General features: G+C 40.1%; 25 protein-coding genes. 21 read left to right on the forward strand and 4 right to left on the reverse strand.

From position 1 onward, the window contains the following. The first annotated feature begins 8 nt into the window (after positions 1–8). The 16 genes from BLR93_RS16350 (at position 9) to BLR93_RS16425 (ending at position 16924) form a co-directional block, all read left to right on the forward strand. On the forward strand, positions 9–2153 hold the full coding sequence (locus BLR93_RS16350) for an HD family phosphohydrolase (RefSeq protein ID WP_093216929.1): 2145 nt from the start codon (positions 9–11) through the stop codon (positions 2151–2153). Further along, positions 2153–2617, forward strand: a complete 465-nt coding sequence (ybeY, locus tag BLR93_RS16355; RefSeq protein WP_093216932.1) for an rRNA maturation RNase YbeY — start codon at positions 2153–2155, stop codon at positions 2615–2617. Before BLR93_RS16350 ends, ybeY begins: the two co-directional genes overlap by 1 nt. Then, positions 2595–2984, forward strand: a complete 390-nt coding sequence (locus BLR93_RS16360) for a diacylglycerol kinase family protein (protein WP_093216935.1) — start codon at positions 2595–2597, stop codon at positions 2982–2984. Before ybeY ends, BLR93_RS16360 begins: the two co-directional genes overlap by 23 nt. A gap of 316 nt (positions 2985–3300) precedes the next feature. After that, a complete protein-coding gene (era, locus tag BLR93_RS16365; protein ID WP_093216937.1) occupies positions 3301–4206 on the forward strand; it encodes a GTPase Era in 906 nt (301 codons plus the stop codon). A 138-nt stretch (positions 4207–4344) separates the two neighbouring features. After that, positions 4345–4494 (forward strand): YqzL family protein, encoded by a 150-nt coding sequence (locus tag BLR93_RS16370; protein WP_093216940.1) that lies wholly within the window; start codon positions 4345–4347, stop codon positions 4492–4494. Between the two features lie 276 nt (positions 4495–4770). Continuing rightward, positions 4771–5523, forward strand: a complete 753-nt coding sequence (recO, locus tag BLR93_RS16375) for a DNA repair protein RecO (RefSeq protein ID WP_342720727.1) — start codon at positions 4771–4773, stop codon at positions 5521–5523. 287 nt (positions 5524–5810) lie between these two features. Next, on the forward strand, positions 5811–6704 hold the full coding sequence (glyQ, locus tag BLR93_RS16380; protein ID WP_093216945.1) for a glycine--tRNA ligase subunit alpha: 894 nt from the start codon (positions 5811–5813) through the stop codon (positions 6702–6704). Continuing rightward, positions 6691–8778 (forward strand): glycine--tRNA ligase subunit beta, encoded by a 2088-nt coding sequence (gene glyS, locus BLR93_RS16385; RefSeq protein ID WP_093216947.1) that lies wholly within the window; start codon positions 6691–6693, stop codon positions 8776–8778. The genes glyQ and glyS overlap by 14 nt, the downstream gene beginning before the upstream one ends. Before the next feature lie 79 nt (positions 8779–8857). Further along, positions 8858–9487, forward strand: a complete 630-nt coding sequence (ccpN, locus tag BLR93_RS16390) for a transcriptional regulator CcpN (protein ID WP_093216950.1) — start codon at positions 8858–8860, stop codon at positions 9485–9487. Positions 9488–9499: 12 nt separating this feature from the next. Then, on the forward strand, positions 9500–10312 hold the full coding sequence (locus BLR93_RS16395; RefSeq protein ID WP_093216951.1) for a pyruvate, water dikinase regulatory protein: 813 nt from the start codon (positions 9500–9502) through the stop codon (positions 10310–10312). A gap of 502 nt (positions 10313–10814) precedes the next feature. Continuing rightward, the gene (gene dnaG / locus BLR93_RS16400; protein ID WP_093216954.1) at positions 10815–12638 is read left to right on the forward strand and encodes a DNA primase; all 1824 of its coding nucleotides are present in this window, start codon (positions 10815–10817) and stop codon (positions 12636–12638) included. Between the two features lie 31 nt (positions 12639–12669). Continuing rightward, positions 12670–13791 (forward strand): RNA polymerase sigma factor RpoD, encoded by a 1122-nt coding sequence (rpoD, locus tag BLR93_RS16405; RefSeq protein ID WP_093216956.1) that lies wholly within the window; start codon positions 12670–12672, stop codon positions 13789–13791. Positions 13792–13988: 197 nt separating this feature from the next. After that, positions 13989–14516 carry a hypothetical protein gene (locus BLR93_RS16410; protein WP_093216959.1) on the forward strand — a complete coding sequence of 176 codons (528 nt, stop codon included), beginning with the start codon at positions 13989–13991 and terminating at the stop codon, positions 14514–14516. Positions 14517–14619: 103 nt separating this feature from the next. Beyond that, a complete protein-coding gene (cccA, locus tag BLR93_RS16415) occupies positions 14620–15012 on the forward strand; it encodes a cytochrome c550 (RefSeq protein WP_093216962.1) in 393 nt (130 codons plus the stop codon). Positions 15013–15110: 98 nt separating this feature from the next. Then, the gene (locus BLR93_RS16420) at positions 15111–15803 is read left to right on the forward strand and encodes a tRNA (adenine(22)-N(1))-methyltransferase (protein ID WP_093216964.1); all 693 of its coding nucleotides are present in this window, start codon (positions 15111–15113) and stop codon (positions 15801–15803) included. Then, positions 15800–16924 (forward strand): Nif3-like dinuclear metal center hexameric protein, encoded by a 1125-nt coding sequence (locus BLR93_RS16425; RefSeq protein ID WP_093216967.1) that lies wholly within the window; start codon positions 15800–15802, stop codon positions 16922–16924. The genes BLR93_RS16420 and BLR93_RS16425 overlap by 4 nt, the downstream gene beginning before the upstream one ends. Before the next feature lie 426 nt (positions 16925–17350). Here BLR93_RS16425 and BLR93_RS16430 read toward each other — a convergent pair whose 3' ends face one another. After that, complete coding sequence (locus BLR93_RS16430; RefSeq protein WP_093216969.1) at positions 17351–18301, reverse strand: 4-hydroxy-3-methylbut-2-enyl diphosphate reductase; 951 nt, start codon at positions 18299–18301, stop codon at positions 17351–17353. 238 nt (positions 18302–18539) lie between these two features. On the opposite strand from BLR93_RS16430, the gene BLR93_RS16435 reads away from it, so the two are divergent. Both BLR93_RS16435 and BLR93_RS16440 read left to right on the forward strand, forming a co-directional pair. Continuing rightward, on the forward strand, positions 18540–19853 hold the full coding sequence (locus tag BLR93_RS16435) for a DEAD/DEAH box helicase (RefSeq protein WP_093216972.1): 1314 nt from the start codon (positions 18540–18542) through the stop codon (positions 19851–19853). Positions 19854–19905: 52 nt separating this feature from the next. Next, the gene (locus BLR93_RS16440) at positions 19906–20799 is read left to right on the forward strand and encodes a deoxyribonuclease IV (RefSeq protein ID WP_093217177.1); all 894 of its coding nucleotides are present in this window, start codon (positions 19906–19908) and stop codon (positions 20797–20799) included. A gap of 122 nt (positions 20800–20921) precedes the next feature. Here BLR93_RS16440 and BLR93_RS16445 read toward each other — a convergent pair whose 3' ends face one another. Next, on the reverse strand, positions 20922–21206 hold the full coding sequence (locus tag BLR93_RS16445) for a DUF2624 domain-containing protein (protein ID WP_093216974.1): 285 nt from the start codon (positions 21204–21206) through the stop codon (positions 20922–20924). A 210-nt stretch (positions 21207–21416) separates the two neighbouring features. On the opposite strand from BLR93_RS16445, the gene BLR93_RS16450 reads away from it, so the two are divergent. Then, a complete protein-coding gene (locus tag BLR93_RS16450) occupies positions 21417–22154 on the forward strand; it encodes a transglycosylase SLT domain-containing protein (RefSeq protein WP_245690183.1) in 738 nt (245 codons plus the stop codon). A gap of 135 nt (positions 22155–22289) precedes the next feature. Then, a complete protein-coding gene (locus tag BLR93_RS16455) occupies positions 22290–22736 on the forward strand; it encodes a DUF308 domain-containing protein (RefSeq protein WP_093216977.1) in 447 nt (148 codons plus the stop codon). A 42-nt stretch (positions 22737–22778) separates the two neighbouring features. Here the strand turns inward: BLR93_RS16455 and ispG are convergent, their stop codons facing one another. Both ispG and BLR93_RS16465 read right to left on the reverse strand, forming a co-directional pair. Continuing rightward, positions 22779–23888, reverse strand: coding sequence for a flavodoxin-dependent (E)-4-hydroxy-3-methylbut-2-enyl-diphosphate synthase (ispG, locus tag BLR93_RS16460; protein WP_093216979.1), 1110 nt, complete (start codon positions 23886–23888; stop codon positions 22779–22781). Between the two features lie 116 nt (positions 23889–24004). Next, on the reverse strand, positions 24005–24373 hold the full coding sequence (locus BLR93_RS16465) for a hypothetical protein (protein ID WP_093216982.1): 369 nt from the start codon (positions 24371–24373) through the stop codon (positions 24005–24007). A 121-nt stretch (positions 24374–24494) separates the two neighbouring features. Here BLR93_RS16465 and BLR93_RS16470 point away from each other — a divergent pair, with 121 nt between their 5' ends. Further along, positions 24495–25127 (forward strand): NfeD family protein, encoded by a 633-nt coding sequence (locus BLR93_RS16470; RefSeq protein WP_093216985.1) that lies wholly within the window; start codon positions 24495–24497, stop codon positions 25125–25127.

A 25127-nucleotide genomic window follows, 5' to 3' on the forward strand; every position in this document is an offset into this window, starting at 1 on the left:
GTGAAGTGATGAAGAATTATTGGTATCGGTTTAAGCACTATCCCTTTTATCAACACAAGTGGTTTAGAATAAGCCTGGCCTCCTTGCTTCTAAGTGTTTTTTTCTTCCTGATCACCATCTCTAATGTTTACACAGAAACTTATAGCATAGAAAGATTTACCGAAGCGAAGGAAACGATACGCTCACCGCTTTCTATAGAAAATGAAAAAGAAACGGAAAGGGAAAGAAGAGCAGCCATTCAGTCGGTGGAGGACAGGTATGAAATTTCCACCGAAATAACCCAAGAACGAGTCGGCTATGTCAATGAATTATTTGAAGCGATTGACAAAATCGATGAGGAAGAGAATGATTCCGGCCAGAGCGGGGATGACGGTAATACTGTCTCCGACAAAGAGAAAGCACAAGACCTGCAGCAAATGATTTCACCGGAAATAAGCGATGCCCTCCAGAGAGAGGATTTAATTCAATTAATCACAGCAAGCCCGAATCATCGATCGCTTGGCAAAGAGTTGTTGACTACTTCCTTATACGATGTAATGAATGACGGTGTAACTACTGAAAACATGCAGACGGGGATAGATAACATTAAAGAGAAATTACAATATTCCAGCTTGGATGCCAGCTTGAAGGAAGTTCTGTATTTAATCAGCGAATTTGCCGTTGTTGAAAATTCATTTTATGATGCTGAAAAAACGGTGGAAGCCCAGAAACATGCCTCTAGTAATGTGGAACCTGTCATGATACGGGCTGGAGAAATAATTGTCACAGAAGGACAAACGATAACTAACGAAATATACGAAGAATTGAAGTTAGTCGGTTTGTTAAGTGACGACAGAAATGTCTATCCGTTAGTTGGCTTAATTCTGTTAATTTTGCTGATTGGAGCCATGATTTCCTATGAAATGAATAATTACGCTGCAAAAAGGGAACTGGACGCAGGAAAGATTGCTTCGATAATTTTGATAAGTGTTTTGATGGTAGCCGTAATGAAGGTGACGAGTTTATTCACCGGTTCTGTGAACCAGTTGTTTTTCATCGTTCCTGCTGCCACGGGAGCAATGCTGCTGAAAATCTTGCTCGATGAACGGTTGGCATTGGTATTGTCCATGATGTATGCCATATTAGCGAGTTTGATATTTAACTCGGAAATTCCTGGTTCACTGAACATGGAAGCTGGCATTTTTATCTTGTTTTCCCAGTTGGCTGGAATTGCCTTTTTAGTCAATTTGAAGGATCGGATGGCTATTTTAAAAGCGGGAATAGGAATAACCCTAGTACACATACTTACTGTACTATTATTTTTATTTCTTTCATTTGAGAAATATTCCATGGCAGATGTATTTACTTATATGGGATTTGGAGCAGTGGCAGCTTTTTTATCTACAGTTCTCACGATTGGCCTGTTACCATTTTTTGAAACTGGGCTGGGTATTCTGTCCGATACCAAATTGTTAACCTTATCAAATCCCAACCACCCATTATTAAGAAAAATCTTGATCGAAGCGCCGGGCACTTATCATCACAGTGTAATGGTAGCAAACTTAAGTGAGTCTGCTTGTGAAGCAATTGGAGCAAACGGATTACTAGCCAGGGTCGCAGCTTATTACCATGATCTCGGTAAAACAGAGAAGGCTCATTATTTTATCGAAAACCAAATGGGGATTACAAACCCGCATGATATGCTGCAGCCGGAACAAAGCGCTGGGATTATTATCAATCACCCTTATGCGGGCGGGAAGTTATTAAAAAAACATAAACTTCCTAAAGAAATCATTCATATAACTGAACAGCATCACGGCACTAGCTTACTTAAATATTTTTATTTCAAAGCGAAAGAACAAAATAAATATGTAAAAGAAGCAGATTACCGTTATCCAGGACCGCTGCCTAAGACCCAGGAGGGGGCTATTGTTTGTATATGTGATTCCGTCGAAGCTGCTGTTAGATCATTAAAAGAGCCTACCAAAGAAAAGATTGCAGAGATAGTAAGCTCTATTATTAATGACAAACTGATGGATGGCCAGCTTAACGATTCTCCCCTAACCTTTAAAGAATTAGAAAAAATCCGCCAGGCTGTATGCGAAGCATTAAATGGAATTTTTCATTCCCGTATCCAATATCCAACAAATCAAGAAGTAAAGGAGGCAAATTAATGCATATCGATTTTCATGACGAAACGAATCAAGTAGAAGAAGATACTATTGATTTAATACAAAGGCTGCTATCATTCGCAGCAGAAAAAGAGGGCGTGACAAAAGAGTCGGAAGTGTCGATGAATTTCGTTGATAATAAAGGAATTCAAATAATTAACCGAAATTATCGCCAGCAGGACAATCCGACAGATGTTATTTCATTTGCTTTACAGGAAGACGGCGAGGGTGAGATGAAGATTATTGGGGAGGACATTCCGCTTGTGCTTGGCGATATCGTTATTTCTGTAGACAAAGCTGTAGAACAGGCAAAAGAGTACCAGCATTCCTTGCAAAGAGAATTCGGTTTTCTGGCTCTGCACGGTTTTCTGCATTTATTAGGCTATGATCATATAAAGAAAGAAGACGAACAAATCATGTTTCAACGACAAGAGGAAATATTGAATGAATTCGGACTCCAAAGATAGTAAAAAGAAGCGGACTGTTGGTTTTAACTATGCTGCCAGAGGATTGAAAAAAACAGCACTTACCGAGAGAAATTTTCAAATACAACTCTGCGCTGCTGCGCTCACGCTGATAGTTGCGGCTTTACTTCAGTTATCAGCCGTGGAATGGATCATTATCATAATGGTGATTGGGTTGGTGCTTGCTTTAGAAGTAGTCAATACAGCAATTGAACGATTGCTGGATTATCTTTCACCGGAATTCCATCCACTTGCTGGTGCAGTCAAAGATATATCCGCAGGCGCAGTATTACTGGCAGTAATTGTTGCGTTATTAGTAGCAATGATTATATTCCTGCCAAAAATAAATGCATTTCTATTTTATATTTAATGATTTAGCGTGAATTTAAATGAAAATACCTCCCGCTTCAAGGGAAAGAGGTATTATAGGAAAAACCTGGCACCTCGAAGGTTGTCAGGTTTTTTTACTGCTGGTAGAATTTTATCATCAATAATTATTGCGGATCGTAACAAACTAATAAAATTCCTTTTCACACCAGGTCATACTTTCCATGAACTTCAGTGTTGTTAATATATTACAACTTTTTTAGAGAGGTTTTGTCGAAAGTATGAAAGGGGGGAGTTTTTATAGTAAAATAGAAGAAACGTAAGATGGATTCAAACGAGATTACAATGGAGGAAACAACATGGCTGAAACATTCAAATCAGGGTTCATATCAATAATCGGAAGGCCAAACGTCGGAAAGTCAACGTTCATGAACAGGGTTATTGGCCAAAAAATAGCTATAATGAGCGATAAACCCCAGACTACCAGAAATAAAATACAAGGTGTTTTGACGGAAAAGGATGCCCAGTTTGTATTCATAGATACACCAGGAATCCACAAACCAAAACATAAGCTTGGTGACTTTATGGTAAAAGTCGCCGAGAATACTCTAAATGAAGTCGATGCAATCATGTTTATGATAAATGCCGCAGAAGGATATGGCCGGGGAGACCAATTTATTCTGGATAGGCTGGAAAATGTTAAGAATCCAGTTTTTTTGATCATCAACAAGATAGACCAAGTCCACCCGGATGAATTACTTCCGCTAATTGAACAATATAAAAATAAATATGATTTTGAAGAAATTATTCCAATATCCGCTCTGCAAGGAAATAATGTAGACCACTTATTAGCTGTTTTAAAGGAGCATTTACCGGAAGGGCCGCAATATTATCCCGAGGACCAAATTACCGATCACCCGGAAAGGTTTATTATTAGTGAGTTGATTAGGGAAAAGGCACTGCAGTTGACTCGTGAAGAAATTCCTCACTCGATTGCTGTTGTTATCGATAACATTGAGGAACGGGGCAAGGGTGGCAGCGTCTTTATCCAGGCTACTGTAGTGACCGAGAGGAAATCGCAAAAGGGTATTATTATCGGCAAACAAGGTTCAATGCTAAAAGAAATTGGCCAGCGTGCGAGAGAAGATATTGAATCGCTTCTCGGTACAAATATTTATTTGGAGCTTTGGGTGAAAGTTCAAAAAGATTGGCGCAACCGTCCAAGCCAGTTAAACGAATATGGATTTAACAGTAACGAATATTAATGTCTGCTTTTTGCTGTGAACGGTCGGTGAATCATACATGGTAAATATTTAAACACATGCTTCGGTCCGGAGCAGGTCATCCTATAAGTACGAATTTCTTCAAAACATAATTAAGTTAATAGAAAGGTGGGGTTTCTTGTGATCGACTTTTCTTGGAAAGTATTCAGTCAGACAGGAAACATTGAAACCTATTTGCTAATGAAAGAAATGGAAACTTACTACGATGAAGAATCAACAGGAGCCAGAGATCTTAACGAAGAAATGAAAGAACTAGATAGAAACCTGTAGACAATGAAGTATAGTGCACCACTTTAAAGAGTTGTGCAGGAATCGGACTGTGCCAAAGGAGATTAAGGAACTGCGCTGAGCAGTATGAAATTGCTGTTTTTTAAATCGGACGGAGGTACAGGAGTTTCGTTTGAAAGAAGCACGTGCACTGAGCGCTTTGCGGACGGTTCGGTGTTGCCGCCCATTGCGGCGATACAAAATTTCTATTTAAAGCTTATCGTCTAAGAAACCATTATATGTGTTCAAATAGAGATTTTCTTTTGATAAAAGGGATTGGTGAAGGCTTTGTTTGATAAAGCAGAGGGGATTATTCTGCGTACGCAGGATTATGGAGAAACTCATAAAATTGTGACATTGTTAACAAAAGAAAGTGGGAAAACAGGTGTAGTCGCCCGCGGGGCGAAAAAACCAAAAAGCAGGATGGCTGCTATAACGCAGCCTTTCATCCACGGTCAATTCCTCTTTCAAACAGGAAGGAATTTAGGGAATTTACAGCAGGGAGAAGTGTTGAACTCCTTCCGGCCAATCAGAGAAGATATTGTAAAAACAGCTTATGCAACATACTTGGCTGAACTGACAGACAAATTGATCGAGCCAAAGCATTATGATCCTTTTTTATTTCATCAGCTGCTGCAAACATTTACCTGGATTTCAGAAGGAAAAGATGCTGAAATATTGACGATTATTTATGAATTAAAGATTTACCAAAAAGCGGGCTTTGCTCCAACGCTCCATGAATGTGTCAATTGTGGGAATAAACAGGGTCCGTATGCGTTTTCGGTTAAAGAAGGAGGATATCTTTGTACGAAATGCAGGTATATAGATGACCATGCAATCCAGCTTCCTGAGAAGCTTGCCAAGGTATTTTCCATGTTTTCGGCAATTGATATGGAAAGAGTCGGTAATATTTCCATAAAACCAGAAAACAAACGATTGTTACTACAGTTAATGGACGCATATTATGAACAATACGGAGGCTACTTTATAAAATCTAAAAAATTTCTGAAACAGCTTGATTTGCTCCGCTAGCTTAATTGTTGACAAATTGGGTAAATTTCAGTATGTTTAATACAAAATTTACATACTGCGTAGATAGTGAATAGTACTCGGAACTTTTTTCTTCAAGCGAATCCAGGACAGTGTAAGCTGGAAAAGAAAAACCCGGGGAAGGCGCACTTGAGCAATAGTATAAAGTGGCATTCCAGAAAGTTTTGGAAGGCAAGTAGGGTGGAACCGCGGTTATCCCCGTCCCTACGTCTCAAAGAGGCGTAGGGACGGTTTTTTTGCGTTATCTTGAAAATCGGAGGAATGAGAAAATGAATATCCAGGAAATGATATTAACCTTGCAAAAGCATTGGTCAGACCAAAACTGCATACTGATGCAAGCATATGATGTTGAAAAAGGCGCGGGGACTATGTCGCCGATGACATTATTAAGGAGCTTGGGGCCAGAGCCTTGGAATGTGGCATACGTTGAACCTTCCCGCCGTCCTGCTGATGGCAGATATGGCCAAAATCCGAACAGACTTTATCAGCACCATCAATTCCAGGTAATTATGAAGCCCTCACCGGATAATATCCAGGAATTATATTTGCAATCTCTGCAAGCACTAGGAATTGATCCATTACAACATGACATTCGTTTCGTTGAAGATAACTGGGAGAACCCGACCCTCGGTGCGGCGGGGCTAGGCTGGGAAGTATGGCTGGATGGCATGGAAATTACCCAGTTCACTTATTTCCAGCAAATTGGCGGCTTGGAGGCAAAACCGGTTGCTGTTGAACTGACATACGGGATCGAACGGCTGGCATCTTATATCCAGGATAAAGAAAATGTGTTCGATTTAGAGTGGAACGACGGTGTGACAGTAGGGGATATTTTCTATCAGCCAGAATTTGAACATTCCAAATACACATTCGAAGAATCGGATACAGATATGTTATTTGGTCTATTTGCAACCTATGAAAAAGAAGCAAAACAGACAATGGAAAAAGGACTGGTTTTCCCTGCCTATGATTATGTTTTAAAATGTTCCCACACTTTTAATTTGCTTGATGCCAAAGGAGTTATTTCGGTCACAGAAAGAACCGGATACATTTCGAGGGTAAGAAACCTTGCTAGAGCGATTGCCAAACTTTACGTGGAAGAGCGGGAGCGCTTAGGTTTTCCGATGTTGAAAGAGGGGGAAGCAAAAAATGACAGCAACTAATATTTTATTTGAAGTCGGATTAGAAGAAATTCCAGCGCGTTTCCTTGATGAAGCCAAACATCAGTTGGAAGTTAAAACGAAAGCCTGGCTAGAAGACTTGCGTGTTCCGTATGAAGATATATCTGTTTTCGTTACGCCTCGCCGTCTGGCAGTGATTATTAAAAATGCTGCCGAGAAACAGCCTGATATCGAGGAAGAGGCGAAAGGGCCTGCAAAGAAGATAGCCCTTGATGATAAAGGAGAATGGACAAAAGCTGCCGTCGGATTTACTGCGGGGCAAGGAAAATCCGTTGAAGATATCTATACTAAAGAAGTTAAAGGAACAGAATATATCTTTGTCAATAAATTTGTTGAAGGCCAGCATACCTTTGATTTACTTTCCAATTTCGCGGAGGTAATCCTTCATTTGAATTTTCCTAAGAGTATGCGATGGGGTGATTTGAACCTTCGTTATGTACGCCCGATACGGTGGATAGCTGCTTTGTATGGCGATAAAGTGATACCTTTAGAGATTGCTGGTACAGCTTCCTCTAACATTACTTACGGGCACCGCTTTTTAGGTGAATCAGTAGAGCTTCGTTCTGCGGAAGACTATCAAGCGGTATTAAGAGAACAATATGTCATTGTGGAACCAATGGAACGGGAAAAGATGATAAGAGATGGAATAGACCAGCTACAAGCAAAGAATGAGTGGCAAGTCGCAGTAGATCAAGATTTACTTAATGAAGTAAAGCATCTTGTGGAATATCCTACCGTTTTTTCCGGCGCATTTGATGAGGAATTCCTGGTTATTCCCGAAGAGGCGTTAATTACCTCCATGAAAGAGCACCAACGGTATTTTCCAGTTCGATCGAGGGCAGGTAAACTGCTGCCTAACTTTATTGGAGTCAGAAATGGCGATAATCGTTATTTAGATACGGTAGCCCGAGGAAATGAAAAGGTGTTAAAAGCAAGGTTATCGGATGCAAGATTCTTTTACGAGGAAGATAAAAAGCAAACGATTGAAAACAATTTAAAAAAGTTGGAACGTATGGTTTTCCAGGAAAAGCTAGGTACTATAGCAGAAAAAACTAACCGTGTGACAAGACTGACCGAAAGTATTGCAGACTTATTAGCCTTGGAAGCAAATACTAGACAGAGAGCAATCAGGGCTGCTGAAATAAGTAAATTTGACTTAGTCACCAATATGGTTAATGAGTTTACTGAATTGCAGGGTGTCATGGGAGAAAGGTATGCAAGCCTGTTCGGAGAGGACGAGAGAACAGCTGCAGCGATAAATGAGCATTATATGCCGCGCCATGCTGGCGATAATCTGCCAAAAACAGTGGAAGGTGCATTGGTAAGTGTTGCGGATAAGCTGGACACTATCATTGGATGTATATCTGTTGGTATTATCCCAAGCGGATCTCAGGACCCCTATGCATTAAGGCGCCAAGCTATGGGAGTATTGCAAATTATCAAAGTCCGAGAATGGCCAATCCGCCTAGAACAATTGATTGAAGCAACGTATCAACAGTTTGCAGCTATTGGCATCCCGACAAGAGAGAAACGGGAGATCATCAAGGATGTAGAAGAGTTTTTTAAACATCGTGCATCTTTTATAATGAAGGATGCGAATATCGAACAGGACGTTATAGAGGCAACATTGGATGCGGGTATTGGTTATTTTGATTTCACTTTCGAAAAAGCATCGTTATTAAAGGATAAGCGGCAGGATGAGAATTTTAAAACGATACAAGAAGCTTTAGTCCGGGCGATTAATTTGGCAGACAAAGCTACAACAGACCGTATTAAAACCGAGTTGTTTGAAAATGAATCAGAAAGGCTGCTATATGAAGCTTATCAACGTGTAACACATCAATATCAAAATGCGATAGCCGCTCGTCAAGCTGAAAAAGCTCTGGATTTTCTTGAAGAACTCGCCCAACCGATTCATGGTTTCTTTGATCATACAATGGTAATGACAAAGGATGAAGCACTAAAGAACAACCGGCTGGCCTTATTAAACAGTATTGCGATCATGATTCAAACGTATGCCGACTTGACAAAAGTACAATGGAAGCAGCAATATTAACAGTCCGCTGTTTATAAGGTATCTCTGTTTGTCTATAATATAAAAGCATGCCACAATGGGAGTGGAGGGTGGTGGAAGGATGGAACTTTCAAAGCGCCAACAGCAAATTATTGAAATTGTTAAATCACACGGACCAATTACAGGGGAGCACATTGCTGATCAACTGAATTTGACTAGAGCTACCCTTCGTCCTGATTTATCCGTCCTTACTATGGCTGGTTTTCTTGATGCCAGGCCGCGTGTGGGTTATTTCTTTACAGGGAAAACAGGAAATGAATTGCTTGCTGACAAACTTAAAAAAATAACAGTGGCGGAGTATCAATCCATCCCCATCGTGATAAAAGAAAATGATTCCGTTTATGATGCGATTAGTACGATGTTTTTAGAAGATGTCGGGACGTTGTTTGTTATCGATGAGGCGGCGTTACTGACAGGAGTTGTTTCCAGAAAAGATCTTCTAAGAGCGAGCCTTGGCAATCAGGATTTAGCCAGTCTGCCGGTGAATATCATTATGACCAGAATGCCGAATGTGGCTATCTGTAAAAAAGATGATTATTTATTAGATGCTGCCAGCAAATTGATTGAGAAACAGATTGATGGCTTGCCTGTTGTCGATCAAACACCAGAGGGACTGCAGGTAGTTGGAAGAATTACAAAGTCAAATATGACAAAGGCGTTAGTTGAATTAGCAGGGAATCGCAGGAGATAGGGAGGTAGCCAAATGGAAAAACCTTTCGTTTATATAGTGTCTGACTCTGTTGGAGAGACCGCAGAGCTGGTTGTAAAGGCTGCGTTAAGCCAGTTTGACAATAGACGGGATTTAGAACTTCACAGAGTACCTTATGTTGAAAATATGGAAATATTAGAGGAAACCATTCAACTTGCTAGTGATAATGGAGGGATTATTGGTTTTACCCTCGTTAATCCTGCATTTAGAAAGTATGTTCTGGACCAGTGCAAAACCAAGGGTGTGGAATGTATTGATCTTATGGGTCCGATGATGGATGCGATGGAAAAGGTATTTAAACAGAAGCCTAAGCTTGAACCTGGCCTCGTTCATAAGTTAGACGAAGATTATTTTCAAAGAGTCGAAGCTATTGAGTTCGCAGTAAGGTATGACGATGGCCGGGACCCACGAGGAATTTCAAAGGCGGACATTGTATTGATTGGTGTTTCCAGGACTTCTAAAACGCCGCTGTCCCAATATCTTGCCCACAAACGGCTGAAGGTGGCCAATGTCCCCATAGTCCCTGAAGTCAATCCGCCTGAAGAATTGTTTCATGTTGATCCAAGCCGTTGCATAGGATTGAAAATCAGTCCGGAAAAGCTCAATGATATTAGAAAAGAGCGGTTGAAGGCATTAGGGCTTGGGAATCAGGCGAGTTATGCCAATATGAATAGAATCATGCAAGAGCTGGAGCACTTTGAAACAGTCGTCGAACGAATTGGCTGCCATGTGATCAATGTCTCAAATAAAGCAGTAGAAGAAACAGCTAATGTTATTCTTAACATAACCAAAAACTCTTCTTTATAAGTTAGAGTAATGTGAGACCCGGAAACCCTTGCGATGATGAAATAGGCGGCAGGGGTTTCCTCATGCACCGCAAATTATTCGTCATTAAAAGAAAAAATATTAGCATTTTCTTTTTTCCTGTATTATAATTAATTTTTGTGAAAAAATGTTTCTATGATATATTTCATTAAAGTTTATTTACGTCGTTCTTCCTATCAGGATAGTAAATAAATTCTGAAAAATAAAAAGATAGGAAAAAGGAAGGATTATTTTACTTTATGTAGAATAACAAACTAGTCATTTCCCTTTTTGATGCTTTGACTAATTCCTCCTAGAGCGTGATTGGTTTCATTTGCATATTCAAAGGTTACATTATGATTAGATAGCTTTTTGCATGACCCAGCTATTTAATTTGCAAGACTATTTATTAATCACTAAGTTAAATTTTTTTAAAAAAGATTGTCGAATTTTGCAGGGTTTTCTTAGTCTTTATAGAATAAACGTAGAGCATGGTGATTATTAAATGAGTGGCCAAATCCCGGAAGAAACGATTGAAGAAATCAGAAAATCAAATGATATCGTCGATGTAGTCGGGGAGTACGTTCAATTAAAGAAACAGGGTAGAAACTATTTTGGGTTGTGCCCTTTTCATGGTGAGAAAACTCCTTCTTTTTCAGTGACACAGGACAAGCAGATTTTTCATTGTTTTGGATGTGGAAAGGGAGGCAATGCCGTCACCTTTCTTATGGAAATCGAAGGTTACAGTTTTTTTGATGCACTAAAGCACTTGGCTGATAAGAGCGGGCTGTCCTTGCCGGAAAGCTATCAAGCCTCAGACAGTCAGCAGAATGTCAGCACAGAAAACCAGGACGTCCTGCGGGCATATGAATGGCTGACCAAGCTTTATCACCATTTACTTCGTCATACGAAGGAAGGTAAGGAAGGGTATCAATATTTAATTGATCGAGGTTTTACAGATAATATTATAGATACTTTTCAGTTGGGATTTTCACCAAGTTCAAGGGAATTCATTGTGCAATTCCTTGAAAAAAAAGGCTTTCATCCCCAAACGATGGTGAAGGCAGGTCTATTGTCCATGAATGATCAACAGCAAATTTCTGATCGGTTTCGGGGAAGGGTTATCTTTCCCATTAGAAATCATCTAGGAAAAAGCATTGCATTTGGCGGGCGATCAATTAACAATCAGGAACCCAAATATCTCAACAGTCCTGAATCAGAGTTATTCCATAAAGGAAAATTATTATATAACTTTGATCTGGCAAGAAGCAATATTAGAAAAAAAGAAGAAGCCGTTTTATTTGAAGGTTATGTAGACGTTATATCAGCCTACAAAGCCGGTGTTACTAACGGCGTGGCAACATTGGGTACTTCGATAACCGAAGCGCAGGCCAAACTGCTTAGGAGATATGTAGATACTGTAGTTATTTGCTATGATGCAGATAAGGCCGGTATCCAGGCTTCTTATAAGGCAGCCAAAATATTAAAAAACGCTGGATGCACAGTTAAGGTCGCCAACATGCCTGATGGCACAGACCCTGATGAGTTCATTCAACAATACGGCGGTGAGCGTTTTAAAACGGAAGTAATCGATTTAAGCGACACGTACATGTCCTTCCTAATGAGATACTTAAAAAGAGATTATAATCTAAATTTGGAAGGAGATCGCATACAATATGTTGAAAGTGTACTTGATGAAGTTGCCTTAATTGAAAGACCAGTGGAAAGGGAACATTATTTAAAAGAGTTAGCTAATGAATTTGAATTATCTATGGATACTTTGTCTCAAGAAATACAGGCGAGAAGGCAAAAGATAGGCCCTAGGCAGGATAAGATAGGCCAAAAGAGCAATACTATTATGGCAAAAGCTCCTTATAAAGCTAAAAAGCTGCTGCCTGCTTACCATAACGCAGAAAAGCAGTTGATTTCATACATGCTGAATGACCGGACGATAGCCGAGAAGGTAAAAGAAGAATTGGGCGGAGCATTTAATGTGGAGAATCACCAAGTGATTGTCACATATTTATATGCCCATTATGAGGAAGGTCATGGTCCTAACGTCAGCCATTTTGTGGAGAAATTACCTGATCCATCTATCCAAGGTTTAGTTGTGGAAATTGCAATGATGCCTATCCATCAAGATATCAGCGATAGGGAGATTAATGATTATATTAGGCTTATCCGTAATGAACATAGTGATGAAGCCAAAATTAAATCTCTAAAGGCGGAGCAAAAGATGGCTGAAAAACAAAATGAACCTGTCAAGGCTGCCCAAATCGCCATGGAAATCTTAGAGATCAGAAAGCAATTAAAGAATTCAAATCATTGATATAGAAGTAAGTCTGGAAGGAGGGGGACTCATGGCAGATAACAAGCCATCACGTTCTAAAGAAAATGAAAATGAGCTCACCCTGGAGCAAGCAAAGGATCAACTGCTTGAGCTGGGAAAAAAACGCGGGGTGTTAGCATATGAAGAAGTTGCAGAGCGTTTGTCCAACTTCGAGTTGGAATCAGATCAGATGGACGAGTTTTATGAGTACCTGAATGAACAAGGTGTAGAAGTTATCGGAGATTCAGAAGAGGATCCGAGTATGCAACAACTTTCAAAAGAAGAGGAATTTGATCTTAATGATTTGAGTGTTCCTCTAGGAATCAAGATTAATGATCCTGTCCGCATGTATTTAAAAGAAATCGGACGAGTAGATTTACTATCTGCCACCGATGAAATTGACTTAGCCAAACGGATAGAAGAAGGCGAAGAAGAGGCAAAAAGAAGATTGGCTGAGGCTAACCTTAGATTAGTTGTTAGTATTGCTAAGCGGTATGTCGGTCGGGGAATGCTATTCCTGGATCTTATTCAGGAAGGTAATATGGGCCTTATCAAGGCAGTTGAAAAATTTGATTACCGTAAGGGTTACAAATTCAGTACGTATGCCACTTGGTGGATTAGACAAGCAATTACCAGAGCAATCGCTGATCAGGCAAGAACGATTCGGATTCCGGTGCATATGGTAGAAACAATCAATAAGTTGATTCGGGTACAAAGGCAATTACTGCAGGACTTAGGCAGGGAACCAATACCAGAAGAGATAGCAAAAGAAATGGAATTGACTCCTGATAAAGTACGTGAAATCTTGAAAATCGCCCAAGAGCCTGTCTCCCTTGAGACGCCGATTGGAGAAGAAGATGATTCTCATTTAGGAGACTTTATCGAGGACCAGGAAGCCACTTCTCCTTCTGATCATGCTGCTTACGAATTACTGAAAGAACAACTGGAAGATGTATTGGATACACTTACAGATCGTGAAGAAAACGTGTTGCGTCTGCGCTTCGGCTTAGATGATGGAAGAACCAGGACACTGGAAGAGGTCGGAAAAGTGTTCGGCGTAACCAGAGAGCGAATTAGGCAAATAGAAGCTAAGGCTCTTCGCAAGCTGCGCCACCCTAGCCGCAGTAAACGTTTAAAAGACTTTCTTGAATAAATCGGCTGGCATTCCATTTTCATGATATGGGAATAAGTCATTGTGCTTTATGTGCAATGGCTTCGATTTCTTTAGTGCCATTTTCCCATCCGTCTTCATAGCTGCTTGGCATTCCAATTTCTGCCGGGATTTGATAAGCTTAAAGCATAAAAACATCTTTATTGGCTGGCTTAATGCAAACAGGATGGGGGAAGAAAATGGCCGATGATAAAAAAGAAATCATCATACAGGAAATAATCAGCTGGAAACAGAGTAAGCTGCTGCCAAGTAAATATTGTGATTTTCTGCTGGCTCTCTATTCTCAAGGAGAGGGAATTGACGAGAAAGTTTTACCAGCGATAAACATAAAGCTATTGTTGCTGCTCTTTTCTAATATAATGTTGTTACCGTTAACATATCTTGTCATTAATTTTACTGAAATCGGAAAGGGATTGCAAATCTTCCTGGTATTTATTTTTTTTGCAGGTTCATTTGCCTGCTATAAGTATTTTAGTAAGGTCAAATTTTTAAAAATACCTTTTTCGCTTATCATTTTGCTCCTAATTTCGCTTTTAGTTTCCATTTATATAATTGGATTCATTTCCAGGAATATTTGGATAATCGCAGGAATGATGTATATCCAATTTGTCGGGTGGATGCTGCTCGGACGCAAACAAAAAGACAAGTACTTGTTTACAGTAGGAATGATTGGTATGATTTTGTTAACATTCTATATTATTAATTAAAATTTCTTGTCATTTCCCTTTTCTCTTCTTATATTTTCAAGTAAAATAAATATAGTTTGGTCTGCTAGGACAAGAATGGGGATTACATAAGGAGGACAAAGACATGAAAAGAAACCCAGTTATCCCTTTTGCAATTATCGCAGTATTGGGAATACTTACTATGATTGTTTTATCTATTGTTGGACTTGATCAATACCAGGATATTCAGGAAGCTGGAGAAGAAGGAAGCCAGCAGGAGGAGTCTGGAGAAGGCGGAGGAGAAGAAACAGCATCGGATGATCCGGAAGCTATTTTCCAAAATAACTGTGCAAGCTGCCATGGCGGAGATTTATCTGGTGGTGCAGGCCCCAACTTACAAGAAGTTGGCAGCCGGTACTCGAAGGATGAAATCAAAGAAATCATCATTAATGGCATTGAGGGTACTGCCATGCCGGGCGGTTTAGTAGAAGAAAAAGAAGCAGACTTGCTTGCTCAGTGGCTCTCAGAACATCAATAACCAGAGAAGGAAAAGCTTTCTGTATACAGGAGGCTTTTTCTTTTTTGCCAGGTAGTATACAGGCTAAATTACCTGTCTATTTAGAAAGGAGTTACAAGATGAATGGAAGATTATTGTCCGACAGGCTGAAAAGTGTTGCTTCTTTCTTGCCTGAAGGCGCAGTGTTTGCGGATATAGGATCAGACCATGCTTACCTGCCTGTATATGTATGCCGGCAGGATCAGCAAGCCTTGGCTATTGCGGGAGAGTTAAATGAAGGGCCATTCCAAAGTGCAAAAAGAAATGTTGAGGAGCAAGGGCTATCGGCTAGGATTGCAGTCCGAAAAGGCAATGGCCTGTCCATTTTAAAGGCAAATGAAGTAGAACAGGTTGTTATAGCCGGGATGGGTGGCAGTCTTATAACGGACATACTTGAAAATGGGAAAAATAAACTCTCGACTGTTGGCCGGATTATCACTCAGCCGAATCTAGAGGCAAGATCCATCCGTGTATGGCTTCAGGAAAATGGGTACAAATTGATAGGTGAAGATATAATTGAAGAGGCAGGCCATATATATGAGGTTTTAGCAGCTGATAAATCTGAAGTGAAAGCGGCTATGAATGAAGTAGAATTACTCTGCGGTCCGTTTTTATTAAAAGAAAAGTCAATGGCTTTCATCAACAAGTGGGAATCAGAAATAAAGAAGAGAGAGAATGTAGTTTATCAAATGCGCCATGCATCCTCACCCGACAAAGCAAAAATCGACCAATTTAAAGAAGAAATAGAAATTATTAAGGGGGTTTTAGCGTGAATGGGAAGCTGGCAACCGGAAAGCACATCATTGAGTTATTCGAGGCGTGGTCTCCCCAAAAGCTGGCATATGATTGGGATAATGTCGGATTGCAAGTAGGAACTTTGTCCAACCCGGTCAACAAAGTAATGGTTACCTTAGATGTACTGGAAAATGTGGTAGATGAAGCGATAGAAGCCGATGTGAACCTGATTATTGCACATCATCCGCTGCTGTTTAAATCCTTGAAACAAATCAACTTGGAAGATCCGAAGGGAAAAGTCATCGAAAAACTGATAAAAAACAACATTACGGTTTATGCTGCGCATACTAACTTAGATATCACCAGAGGCGGTGTCAGTGATATTTTGGCAGACAAGCTTGGCATAAAAGAAACGTCTGTACTCGTACCTTCGGGAGAGGACAAATTGGTAAAGGTTGCCGTATTTGTTCCGGTAGATTATACAGACAGTGTCAGGGAGGCAATGGCAGTCCGTGGGGCTGGGTATATCGGGAATTACAGCCATTGCAGCTTCCGCACAGTTGGCGAAGGAACATTTAAGCCACAGGAGGGAACACAGCCATTCATTGGATCTCAGGATGAACTGGCGCGCGTGGAAGAAGAGAAATTAGAAACAATTATCCCTAAAAGTAAACTATCCGATGTTTTGACAGCTTTGACTGAAGCTCATCCTTACGAAGAACCGGCATATGATATCCTGCCATTAGAAAATAAAGGGAAAAGTACCGGCGTTGGCCGTCTCGGCAACCTTCCAGCGAGCATGTCACTGCAGGAATTAAGCAATCATGTCAAAACACGGCTGGATGTACCAACAGTCAGAGTAGTCGGAAACCTGGAGCAAGAAGTGAGAAAAATAGCTGTTCTAGGCGGAAGCGGAGAGGATTTTATTAATCAGGCATATCAACAAGGTGCAGATGTATATATCACGGGTGATTTAACCTTTCACGAAGCACAGGATGCATGGCAAGCCGGGTTAAATATCATTGACCCAGGACACCATGTCGAAAAATTTATGAAGCAAGCCGTAAAAGACTACTTACAAAAACTATTACAGGAATTACAAGTGGATACAGAAGTAATCATATCCAAAGCAAACACCGAACCATTCCATTTTATATAGAAAAACGGAGGACACCTGGTTGGCGACGAATGGACTGGACTGACCGGTCCGAGATAAAGGATAGCCAAAAAGACGCTTGAACTTTTTGTGCTTGACTTATTGAAGGGACAGGGAAGGAAGTCAAGGCAGTCGCTGGTGTCCGCAGTTAGACAATAGAAAAACGGAGGACACCCGGTTAGCGACGAATTGAGTGGACTGACCGGTCCGAGATAAAGGATAGCCAAAAAGACGCTTGAACTTTTTGTGCTTGACTTATTGAAGGGACAGGGAAGGAAGTCAAGCGGGTCGCTGGTGTCCGCAGTTAGACAATAGAAAAACGGAGGACACCCGGTTAGCGACGAATTGAGTGGACGGACCGGTCTAGGATAATTGTTTTAAAAAGGCATAACGTGGGTGTTCCACGTTATGCCTTTTGCTAACCAAAATTTATTTTGCTTTTTTTACTTTTACTTTTGGCAGTATTTTCTTTTGTTCAACTTTCGACTGCAGGTCCCAAGTTTTTTCATTCGCTGCTTCAAAGTTTTCGATGAAACGAATGACTTCCTTAGTGATTGGTGTTGGAGTTGATGCACCAGCAGTTACAGCAACCTTGCTGACTCCTTCCAACCATTCTAATTTGATTTCAGAAACGTCTGCAATCCGATAAGCTTTAGTGCCCGCAATATCTTGTGAAACCTGGGCAAGCCGATTGGAATTGTTGCTGCGTGGGTCTCCCACAACCAGGGTAAGATCGGCATCTTTTGCTTGTTCTGCGACAGCTTCCTGCCTCACCTGAGTAGCCATGCAGATTTCCTGGACCATCTCTGTCTGCGGGTATTTTTCTTTTACCTTCTGCATAACGTCATAAACATCCCATTGACTCATAGTTGTTTGGTTGGTTACGATGATCTTTTCAAAATCCATTTCCAGGTGTTCGACATCTTCTTCCGTTTGTACGAGGTGTACATGGCCTGGTGCAACTCCGATGGCACCCTCAGGTTCTGGATGGCCCTTTTTCCCGATATAAACCACTTCATAGCCTTCTTGTACCTTTTCACGGATAAGATCATGGGTTCTCGTTACGTCAGGACATGTAGCATCTAATACAGTTAACCCTTTATTTCGGGCACGTTCTTTTACCTCTGGTGAAACTCCGTGAGCAGTAAAAACAACCGTGCCTTCATTAATCTCATCAAGGAGATCTGCTCGATTCTTTCCATCTAGCGTGATTACGCCTTCGCTTTCAAAAGCTTTGGTCACATGTGAATTATGGACAATCATTCCTAAAATATAAATAGGCCTAGGTAGATTTGGATCCTTTACAGCATTTTGGGCAATGACCATTGCATCTACTACTCCATAACAATAACCGCGCGGGGCTATTTTAATTACTTCCATGATTGGTTCCCCCTCTGATATATATTCGCACATTCATTTTTTAGTTTTTAAGGGCATCACATTTATTATAAAGGCAAAGCTAGTATATGACAAAAATTATTGAAGGAAAAGCTTAGAGGAGTTCAAAATATATAAGGCAAAAGGCTTGTTGAATTGAAATTTCAGGATTATCGTGCAAAAAAAACCTGTCTGCCCTATAATAGGTAAGTAGCATAAGTCAACTTAAAGGAGTTTGTAAATGAAGAGTCACCAATTTAAACAATATTCTTTGCATCCAATAATAAATGAAACGATTGATCGTTTAGAATTCCATAAACCAACCCCTATACAGGAAAAAGTCATTCCGGCGGTCTTAAGGGGGGAAAGTGTGATTGGCCAATCGCATACAGGGTCTGGCAAAACACATGCTTATTTACTACCTTTATTTAATCAAATAAATGAAGCGAAAAATGAAGTGCAATTTGTTATAACTGCCCCTACTAGGGAATTGGCAATCCAAATCCATGACGAAGTAAGGAAAATTATCCACTACGCAAATAAAGATCACCGTTGGCATGCCAAACTGTTAATTGGCGGAACGGATAAAAAACGTTCAATTGAAAAATTAAAAGAACAACCTCACATTGTAGTAGGTACTCCTGGGAGAATTCTGGACCTTGTTAATGAGGGTGCTTTGGATTTTTCTGCTGCTAAATCATTTGTAGTCGATGAGGCTGATTTGATGCTTGATTTAGGTTTTATTCAAGAAGTAGACCAAATCTTAGTCAAAACAAACCAGGAAATTCAGCTGCTCGTTTTTTCTGCGACTATCCCTGAAAGGCTTCAGCCATTTTTAAAGAAATACTTGGAAAGTCCGGCATACTTGAAGGCCGATGAACAAAAACTTTCTCCAGAAACGATGGAACACCGGCTGGTTCCGTTAAGGCATCGTTCTACATCCGAGATGGTTTTCCGTATTTCTGAGGCAATTCATCCATATTTAGCGATAGTTTTTACGAATGGGAAGGAACTTGCTAATCAGTTGGCCAAGGAATTGACAGAAAGAGGAATGGAAGTGGGTCTTATCCATGGCGGATTATCGCCTAGGGAGAGAAAAAGAGTTTTAAAAGAGATTCAGAATTTACGCTATCAGTATATCGTAGCAACCGATTTAGCTGCTAGAGGCATTGATATAAAAGGGGTCAGCCATGTTATCAACGCACAGCTTCCCAAAGAGGAAGAATTTTATATCCATCGGGTCGGCAGAACGGCAAGAGCTGGAATGGAAGGAACAGCTATCAATTTATTCGCGGACAGTGATATTCAGTTAATTGAAAAGTTGGAGAAAAAAGGGTTAACGTTTACCAGCTATGATATCAAACAGGGTGAATGGATAGAGACGAAGTCTTGGAATGAACGTAGTACAAGAAAGAAAACAGAATCGGATACTGAAAAGGAAGCTTGGCGCAAGGTTAAAAAACCTAAAAAAGTAAAACCCGGTTATAAAAAGAAATTGAAACAAGAACAACAAAAGGTTAAGAAAAAGTTAAATAGAAATAAGTACAAAAAATAATCATTATTATGTTATAATCTTTTTAGATAAAGAGAGAAAGAAGGTGGAGGGATTGTTGAAATTAGGTTCCCATGTTTCCATGAGCGGAAAAAAGATGCTGTTAGGTTCCAGTGAAGAAGCTGCTTCCTATGGTTCAAATACTTTTATGATTTATACTGGAGCACCGCAAAACACTAGGCGCCGCCCAATTGAAGAATTGAATATTGAAGAGGGACGCAGGCACATGACAGAAAAGGGTATAGCAGATATAGTCGTCCATGCCCCTTATATTATTAATATAGGAAATTCTAATAAAAAAGAGACTTTTGAATTGGGCGTCAACTTTTTAAGAAGTGAAATTGAACGGACGGAAGCGATTGGAGCTGATCAGATTGTTCTTCATCCAGGTGCCCATGTTGGAGCCGGGGAAGAAAAAGGAATAGAAAAAATCATTGAAGGGCTAAATGAAGTGCTTCATAAAGACCAGAAAGTGCAAATAGCATTAGAAACAATGGCTGGGAAAGGATCAGAAATTGGCAGGAATTTTGAACAGCTGGCCAGAATTATTGATGGTGTTACTCATAACGAGAAGCTATCTATATGCTTTGATACCTGTCATACTCATGATGCAGGCTATGATATTATTAATGACTTTGATGGTGTGCTAAATGAGTTTGACCGAATAATAGGCTTGGAAAGGATAAAGGTTGTCCACGTTAATGACAGCAAAAATACCTGCGGAGCCGGAAAAGACCGCCATGAGAATATTGGGTTTGGATACATTGGATTTGACGCACTCCGTTATATTGTACACCACCCGCAGTTGGAAGAACTGCCTAAAATCTTGGAAACACCATATGTAGGCGAAGATAAAAAGAGTAAAAGGCCTCCTTATAAATTTGAAATTGATATGCTAAAAGGAAAATCGTTCGTAACCGACTTAAAGGAACAAATAGTTACTCAATAATTATCAGAATGGACAGCTGCCTGTTAACAGGCAGCTGTTTTTATTTTAGCTTGTGCCGGTTCTTCGTTGATTTTAATTTTCATTAAATTAAGAAATGTTTACTTAGCAGACAAAGAGGGAAATTAATTGAACCAAGAGTCAATTCCGTACTCTTTTGTCAGCTGTTTAAATAGTCGATTTGTTTTTTGTGCTGTTTCCACGTTAGTAATTTTGGCCAAGCGTTTGAAAAGCATCATTCGGTCTTCTTCATTGAATGGATCAAAGTCAGCCTTTTGTAAGTAAGCGGATATTTGAGCTGCTTGTTTTCTGGAAAGAGAAATATCATATTGCTCACTATAATAGAGCAAGTCTTCTGTACTTATTTGTTTTAATTTTTTCAGAATCATCGTTTTTATCATGCTGTTCATACAAAAACCCTTTCTTCATTTAGGAAATCTGTAAATAATTAAAGTCACCTTTTACATACGGATTTTCTGTTCTTCATACTGTATGAAGCAGCCTGTTGATTTGTGCCGGCCGAAGAGGATAAGTAAAATTAATTGCAATATGTTTTAGCAGCCGATAGTATGGATTCTTGTGATTGGATGATATGTTGGAGCAGTAAGGAGTGAATTACTTTGGGTTTTGGAAATAATACTGGTTCCAAACCACTAGCCATATTAATCTTTTGTGCACTCTTATTATTTATTATGAATGGCTATGCAGATGGGAACCAGGAAATGGATGCAATTGCGCAAGAAAAGAACGAAATAAAACAAGAAATCACGCAATTAAAACAGGAAAATAAACAATTACGGTCCCAAAATGAGTATCTACAAACCGAAGAAGTGAAAACTAAGGAAAAAAGCGGGTATTTGACGTGGCCGAAAATAGAACAAATTGCTGATACATTTGTAGAAGAGAGCAATGGGAATTTCAAAAAGTCCTGGGCCCTTTATTTAGTGAAGGAGTCTCAAAAATTTGAGATTGACCCAAAAGTTGTTTATGAATTGTTGAAAGTGGAAACAGGAGGAACTTTTGACACAGAATTAGTCGGACCCGAGACAAAGTATGGCCGTGCCTATGGAATGGGCCAATTCATGAAAAACACCGCACCATGGGTCGCAGAGATGGCAGGACTTCCATACAGCGAAGAGTTGTTATTTGATCCTTATTATTCCATGCAGCTATCGATAGTTTATTTAGATTATTTACATCATGAGTATGGAAATTGGGAAGAAGCCTTGACCGCTTATCATCGAGGGATGGGTGGTTTAGAACAATATGTACAGGAAAACGGAGATGCGAAAAGCTGGTATGCTGTAGAAATCCTTTCAAAAGCAAAAACACAACAAGCGGTTGTTTCAGCAGACTGACGAACATTAGGGCTGACCTTATAAAAAGATCAGCCCTAATTGTTTTTTCCTTGATTAGAATTATCTACCGCGTAATATCAGCGTTGATCTTCATAAACTATAGAAGCACCTTGATAAGAAAGCGAGGATGTTACTATGGATGAGACGCCAAGAAACAAACAAAATGACGATATAGAGGATGCTCCAAAGTTTGGAGAGGAATCACCAGGTCCTGTATCAGCAAGACAACAAGGCGCCCAGTCTATGCCTCCCCGGGATCCAGATGAGCAGTATATTCTGGATGAACCTTATAAAAGGGACGAAGAAATGGCGCAAGAGCTCACCGCTACTGAATTTAATCAGCCGGTAAGCTCAGGAGAAAAGGAAACAAATATGAAATCCGAAGTACAAACAGGCTTTGGATGGTTAGCTGTCATTTTGGCAGTGCTGTCTTTTTTCATGCTTCCAGTCGTACTTGGAGCTGCCGCTGTCATTTTTGGTTTCGTTTCAAGAAATCGTGGTGCACACACTTTAGGAAACACAGCAATTATTGCTGGTGCTGTTTCCATTATTATTTCGTTATTTTTAGCCCCCTTTGTATAAAGAAAGAGCTGGTTCCTTACTGGAACCAGCTCTTTTCATTGCTTATGCTTCTTGTTTGTTTTCTTCTTCTTTTTGCTTAGCAAAATATTCTTCGGCAATCCGGTCAACTTCAATTTTCAATTCATCAACCATGGTTTCTTCCGGTACTTTGCGGATTATTTCTCCGTGACGGAACAATAAGCCTTCACCGCGGGCGCCGGCAATGCCAATATCCGCCTCTCTTGCTTCGCCTGGCCCGTTAACAGCACAACCTAGCACTGCTACTTTTATTGGCGCCTTAATCGTCGAGATGTACTCCTCGACTTCGTTAGCAATGGAGATCAAGTCAATTTCTATCCGCCCACAGGTAGGGCAGGATATCAATGTCGCCGCATTGGAAGCGAGCCCGAAGGATTTTAGTAATTCCCTCGCTACTTTAACTTCCTCCACAGGATCAGCACTCAAGGAAATTCTCATTGTGTTGCCAATCCCTTTGCTTAGGATAGCTCCCAGACCGGCAGAACTCTTGACTGTTCCGGCAAACAATGTACCGGATTCGGTTATGCCGAGATGGAGCGGATAATCAATTGCATCGGCTGCTTTCTCATAAGCTTCGATCGCCAATGGAACATCAGATGCTTTCATGGAAACAACTATATCGTGGAAATCAAGCTCTTCCAGAATTTTGATATGGTGCAAAGCACTTTCAACCATACCATCGGCAGTTGGATAGCCATATTTTTCAATAATATGTCTTTCCAATGATCCAGCATTAACACCGATCCGAATCGGGATGCCTTTAGCCTTTGCAGCGTTGACAACAGCCTCGACTTTATCGCGTTTACCGATATTTCCTGGATTTATTCTAATCTTATCAGCACCGCCTTCAATTGCTTTCAAGGCAAGCTTATAATTAAAATGAATATCAACGACTAATGGTATATTAATCCTTTTCTTAATTTCGGGAATCGCATCTGCTGCACGGTCATCCGGGCATGCGACACGGACAATTTGGCAGCCGGCTTCTTCCAAACGATTTATTTCATTAACAGTTGCTTCAACATCATGTGTTTTCGTTGTTGTCATTGATTGGATGACAACTTCATTTTTACCCCCGACCATCACATTTCCTACCTTGACTGGACGTGTATTTTTTCTGTGGGTTATTGCCATAAATGAATCGCTCCTTTGCTTAATCGCGAAAAAAAGTGGTAATTTACGTACCATTGCTTATTATAAGGGGAAAAAGCAGAAATGAGAAGTGACAAACCTTAAAAAGTAACGTATTTCTATGGTTGGTTATTATATACTGGAAACTTATATATCATATCTGGTTCTATTTGATGGGGGTCAGCGTCCGGATTAAGTGTCTGAAAATCCTTGATTACCTGTTCGATTGAAAGTTGTGTATCTCTCCGATTGATATCCTCTACAATAGTAAGCACTGTATCACCGGGGTGCACTTTTACTTCTAATATTTGAAATGCGTCGGTTTCCTTTTGTTTATTTCCCGAAGATTGTTCAGGCTTTTCAGGCATTGAAACAGCCGTTCCATTATCTTTTCCTGGAACAGGAGTACCGACAGTTAAATCCTTATAAACACTCGATATAAATAATATAATTAGAATGAAGATAAAAGTTTTTTTAAAAAATCCCATTATCTGCTGCCCCCTCGCCTTCTATATAGTATTTCTACAAAAAATTTAAATACCTTTTTTTGAAACGAAAAATAATGTACGCTCGTAATATAGATAAGCGTTTAAAGAGGGAGCGATTTACATGGAGGGGTTTTCGGCTGATTGGATATGTTTCATTATAACTGGATTAGGAACGCTGTTTTTGTTCGGGGAATTATTAATAAACATGCGAGGCTTATTCGGCTTACTTGGTTTAGGCTTTATTACTGTGTATTTTCTGTCTTATTTAGCGCCTGGCGCGTTTATTGCTATGCTGGTAATATATCTGGTGGGTTTACTCTTAATTATTATTGATGGAAAATTACTTAATGATGGAACGCTTGCGACGATCGGAGCGGTTTGTATGATTTTATCCATTGGCTTGAGTTCTCCCAATTGGACAGCAGGGCTCTATGGCATAATTGGCGTAATTGTCGGGGGCTTTTGTTCTCTGTTTTTTCTTAAGGTTTTCAAAAGAAGAGATATGTGGACTAAGCTCGCTTTGGCGGATCAGCTAACAGGGGACAAAGGGTATAATTCGATGAATCAAACCTACGAAATGCTTTTAGGAAGGCAGGGGCTTACTTTGACTGACATGCGTCCAGTAGGAACGATTAAAATCGGAGAGTCGGAATATAGTGCGGTAACCAATGGGCAGTGGATTGAAAGAAACACCCCTGTACAAGTGATTCAAGTAGATGGAACGAAAATTCTTGTATCAAAACAGACAAAGTAA

Source organism: Sediminibacillus albus (genome assembly GCF_900101125.1).
In the GTDB taxonomy this organism is placed as follows: domain Bacteria; phylum Bacillota; class Bacilli; order Bacillales; family Amphibacillaceae; genus Sediminibacillus; species Sediminibacillus albus.

Bases quoted from the DNA above. Each gene is read 5' to 3' on its own strand.
- BLR93_RS16435 (WP_093216972.1), top strand. From the start codon at position 18,540: ATGAAGAGTCACCAATTTAAACAATATTCTTTGCATCCAATAATAAAT.
- BLR93_RS16430 (WP_093216969.1), bottom strand. From the start codon at position 18,301: ATGGAAGTAATTAAAATAGCCCCGCGCGGTTATTGTTATGGAGTAGTA.
- dnaG (WP_093216954.1), top strand. From the start codon at position 10,815: ATGAGTGGCCAAATCCCGGAAGAAACGATTGAAGAAATCAGAAAATCA.
- ispG (WP_093216979.1), bottom strand. From the start codon at position 23,888: ATGGCAATAACCCACAGAAAAAATACACGTCCAGTCAAGGTAGGAAAT.
- ccpN (WP_093216950.1), top strand. From the start codon at position 8,858: ATGGAACTTTCAAAGCGCCAACAGCAAATTATTGAAATTGTTAAATCA.
- glyQ (WP_093216945.1), top strand. From the start codon at position 5,811: ATGAATATCCAGGAAATGATATTAACCTTGCAAAAGCATTGGTCAGAC.
- BLR93_RS16455 (WP_093216977.1), top strand. From the start codon at position 22,290: ATGGATGAGACGCCAAGAAACAAACAAAATGACGATATAGAGGATGCT.
- BLR93_RS16350 (WP_093216929.1), top strand. From the start codon at position 9: ATGAAGAATTATTGGTATCGGTTTAAGCACTATCCCTTTTATCAACAC.
- BLR93_RS16360 (WP_093216935.1), top strand. From the start codon at position 2,595: ATGAATTCGGACTCCAAAGATAGTAAAAAGAAGCGGACTGTTGGTTTT.
- rpoD (WP_093216956.1), top strand. From the start codon at position 12,670: ATGGCAGATAACAAGCCATCACGTTCTAAAGAAAATGAAAATGAGCTC.
- glyS (WP_093216947.1), top strand. From the start codon at position 6,691: ATGACAGCAACTAATATTTTATTTGAAGTCGGATTAGAAGAAATTCCA.
- BLR93_RS16445 (WP_093216974.1), bottom strand. From the start codon at position 21,206: ATGAACAGCATGATAAAAACGATGATTCTGAAAAAATTAAAACAAATA.
- BLR93_RS16420 (WP_093216964.1), top strand. From the start codon at position 15,111: ATGAATGGAAGATTATTGTCCGACAGGCTGAAAAGTGTTGCTTCTTTC.
- BLR93_RS16395 (WP_093216951.1), top strand. From the start codon at position 9,500: ATGGAAAAACCTTTCGTTTATATAGTGTCTGACTCTGTTGGAGAGACC.
- ybeY (WP_093216932.1), top strand. From the start codon at position 2,153: ATGCATATCGATTTTCATGACGAAACGAATCAAGTAGAAGAAGATACT.
- BLR93_RS16465 (WP_093216982.1), bottom strand. From the start codon at position 24,373: ATGGGATTTTTTAAAAAAACTTTTATCTTCATTCTAATTATATTATTT.
- cccA (WP_093216962.1), top strand. From the start codon at position 14,620: ATGAAAAGAAACCCAGTTATCCCTTTTGCAATTATCGCAGTATTGGGA.
- BLR93_RS16410 (WP_093216959.1), top strand. From the start codon at position 13,989: ATGGCCGATGATAAAAAAGAAATCATCATACAGGAAATAATCAGCTGG.
- era (WP_093216937.1), top strand. From the start codon at position 3,301: ATGGCTGAAACATTCAAATCAGGGTTCATATCAATAATCGGAAGGCCA.
- BLR93_RS16470 (WP_093216985.1), top strand. From the start codon at position 24,495: ATGGAGGGGTTTTCGGCTGATTGGATATGTTTCATTATAACTGGATTA.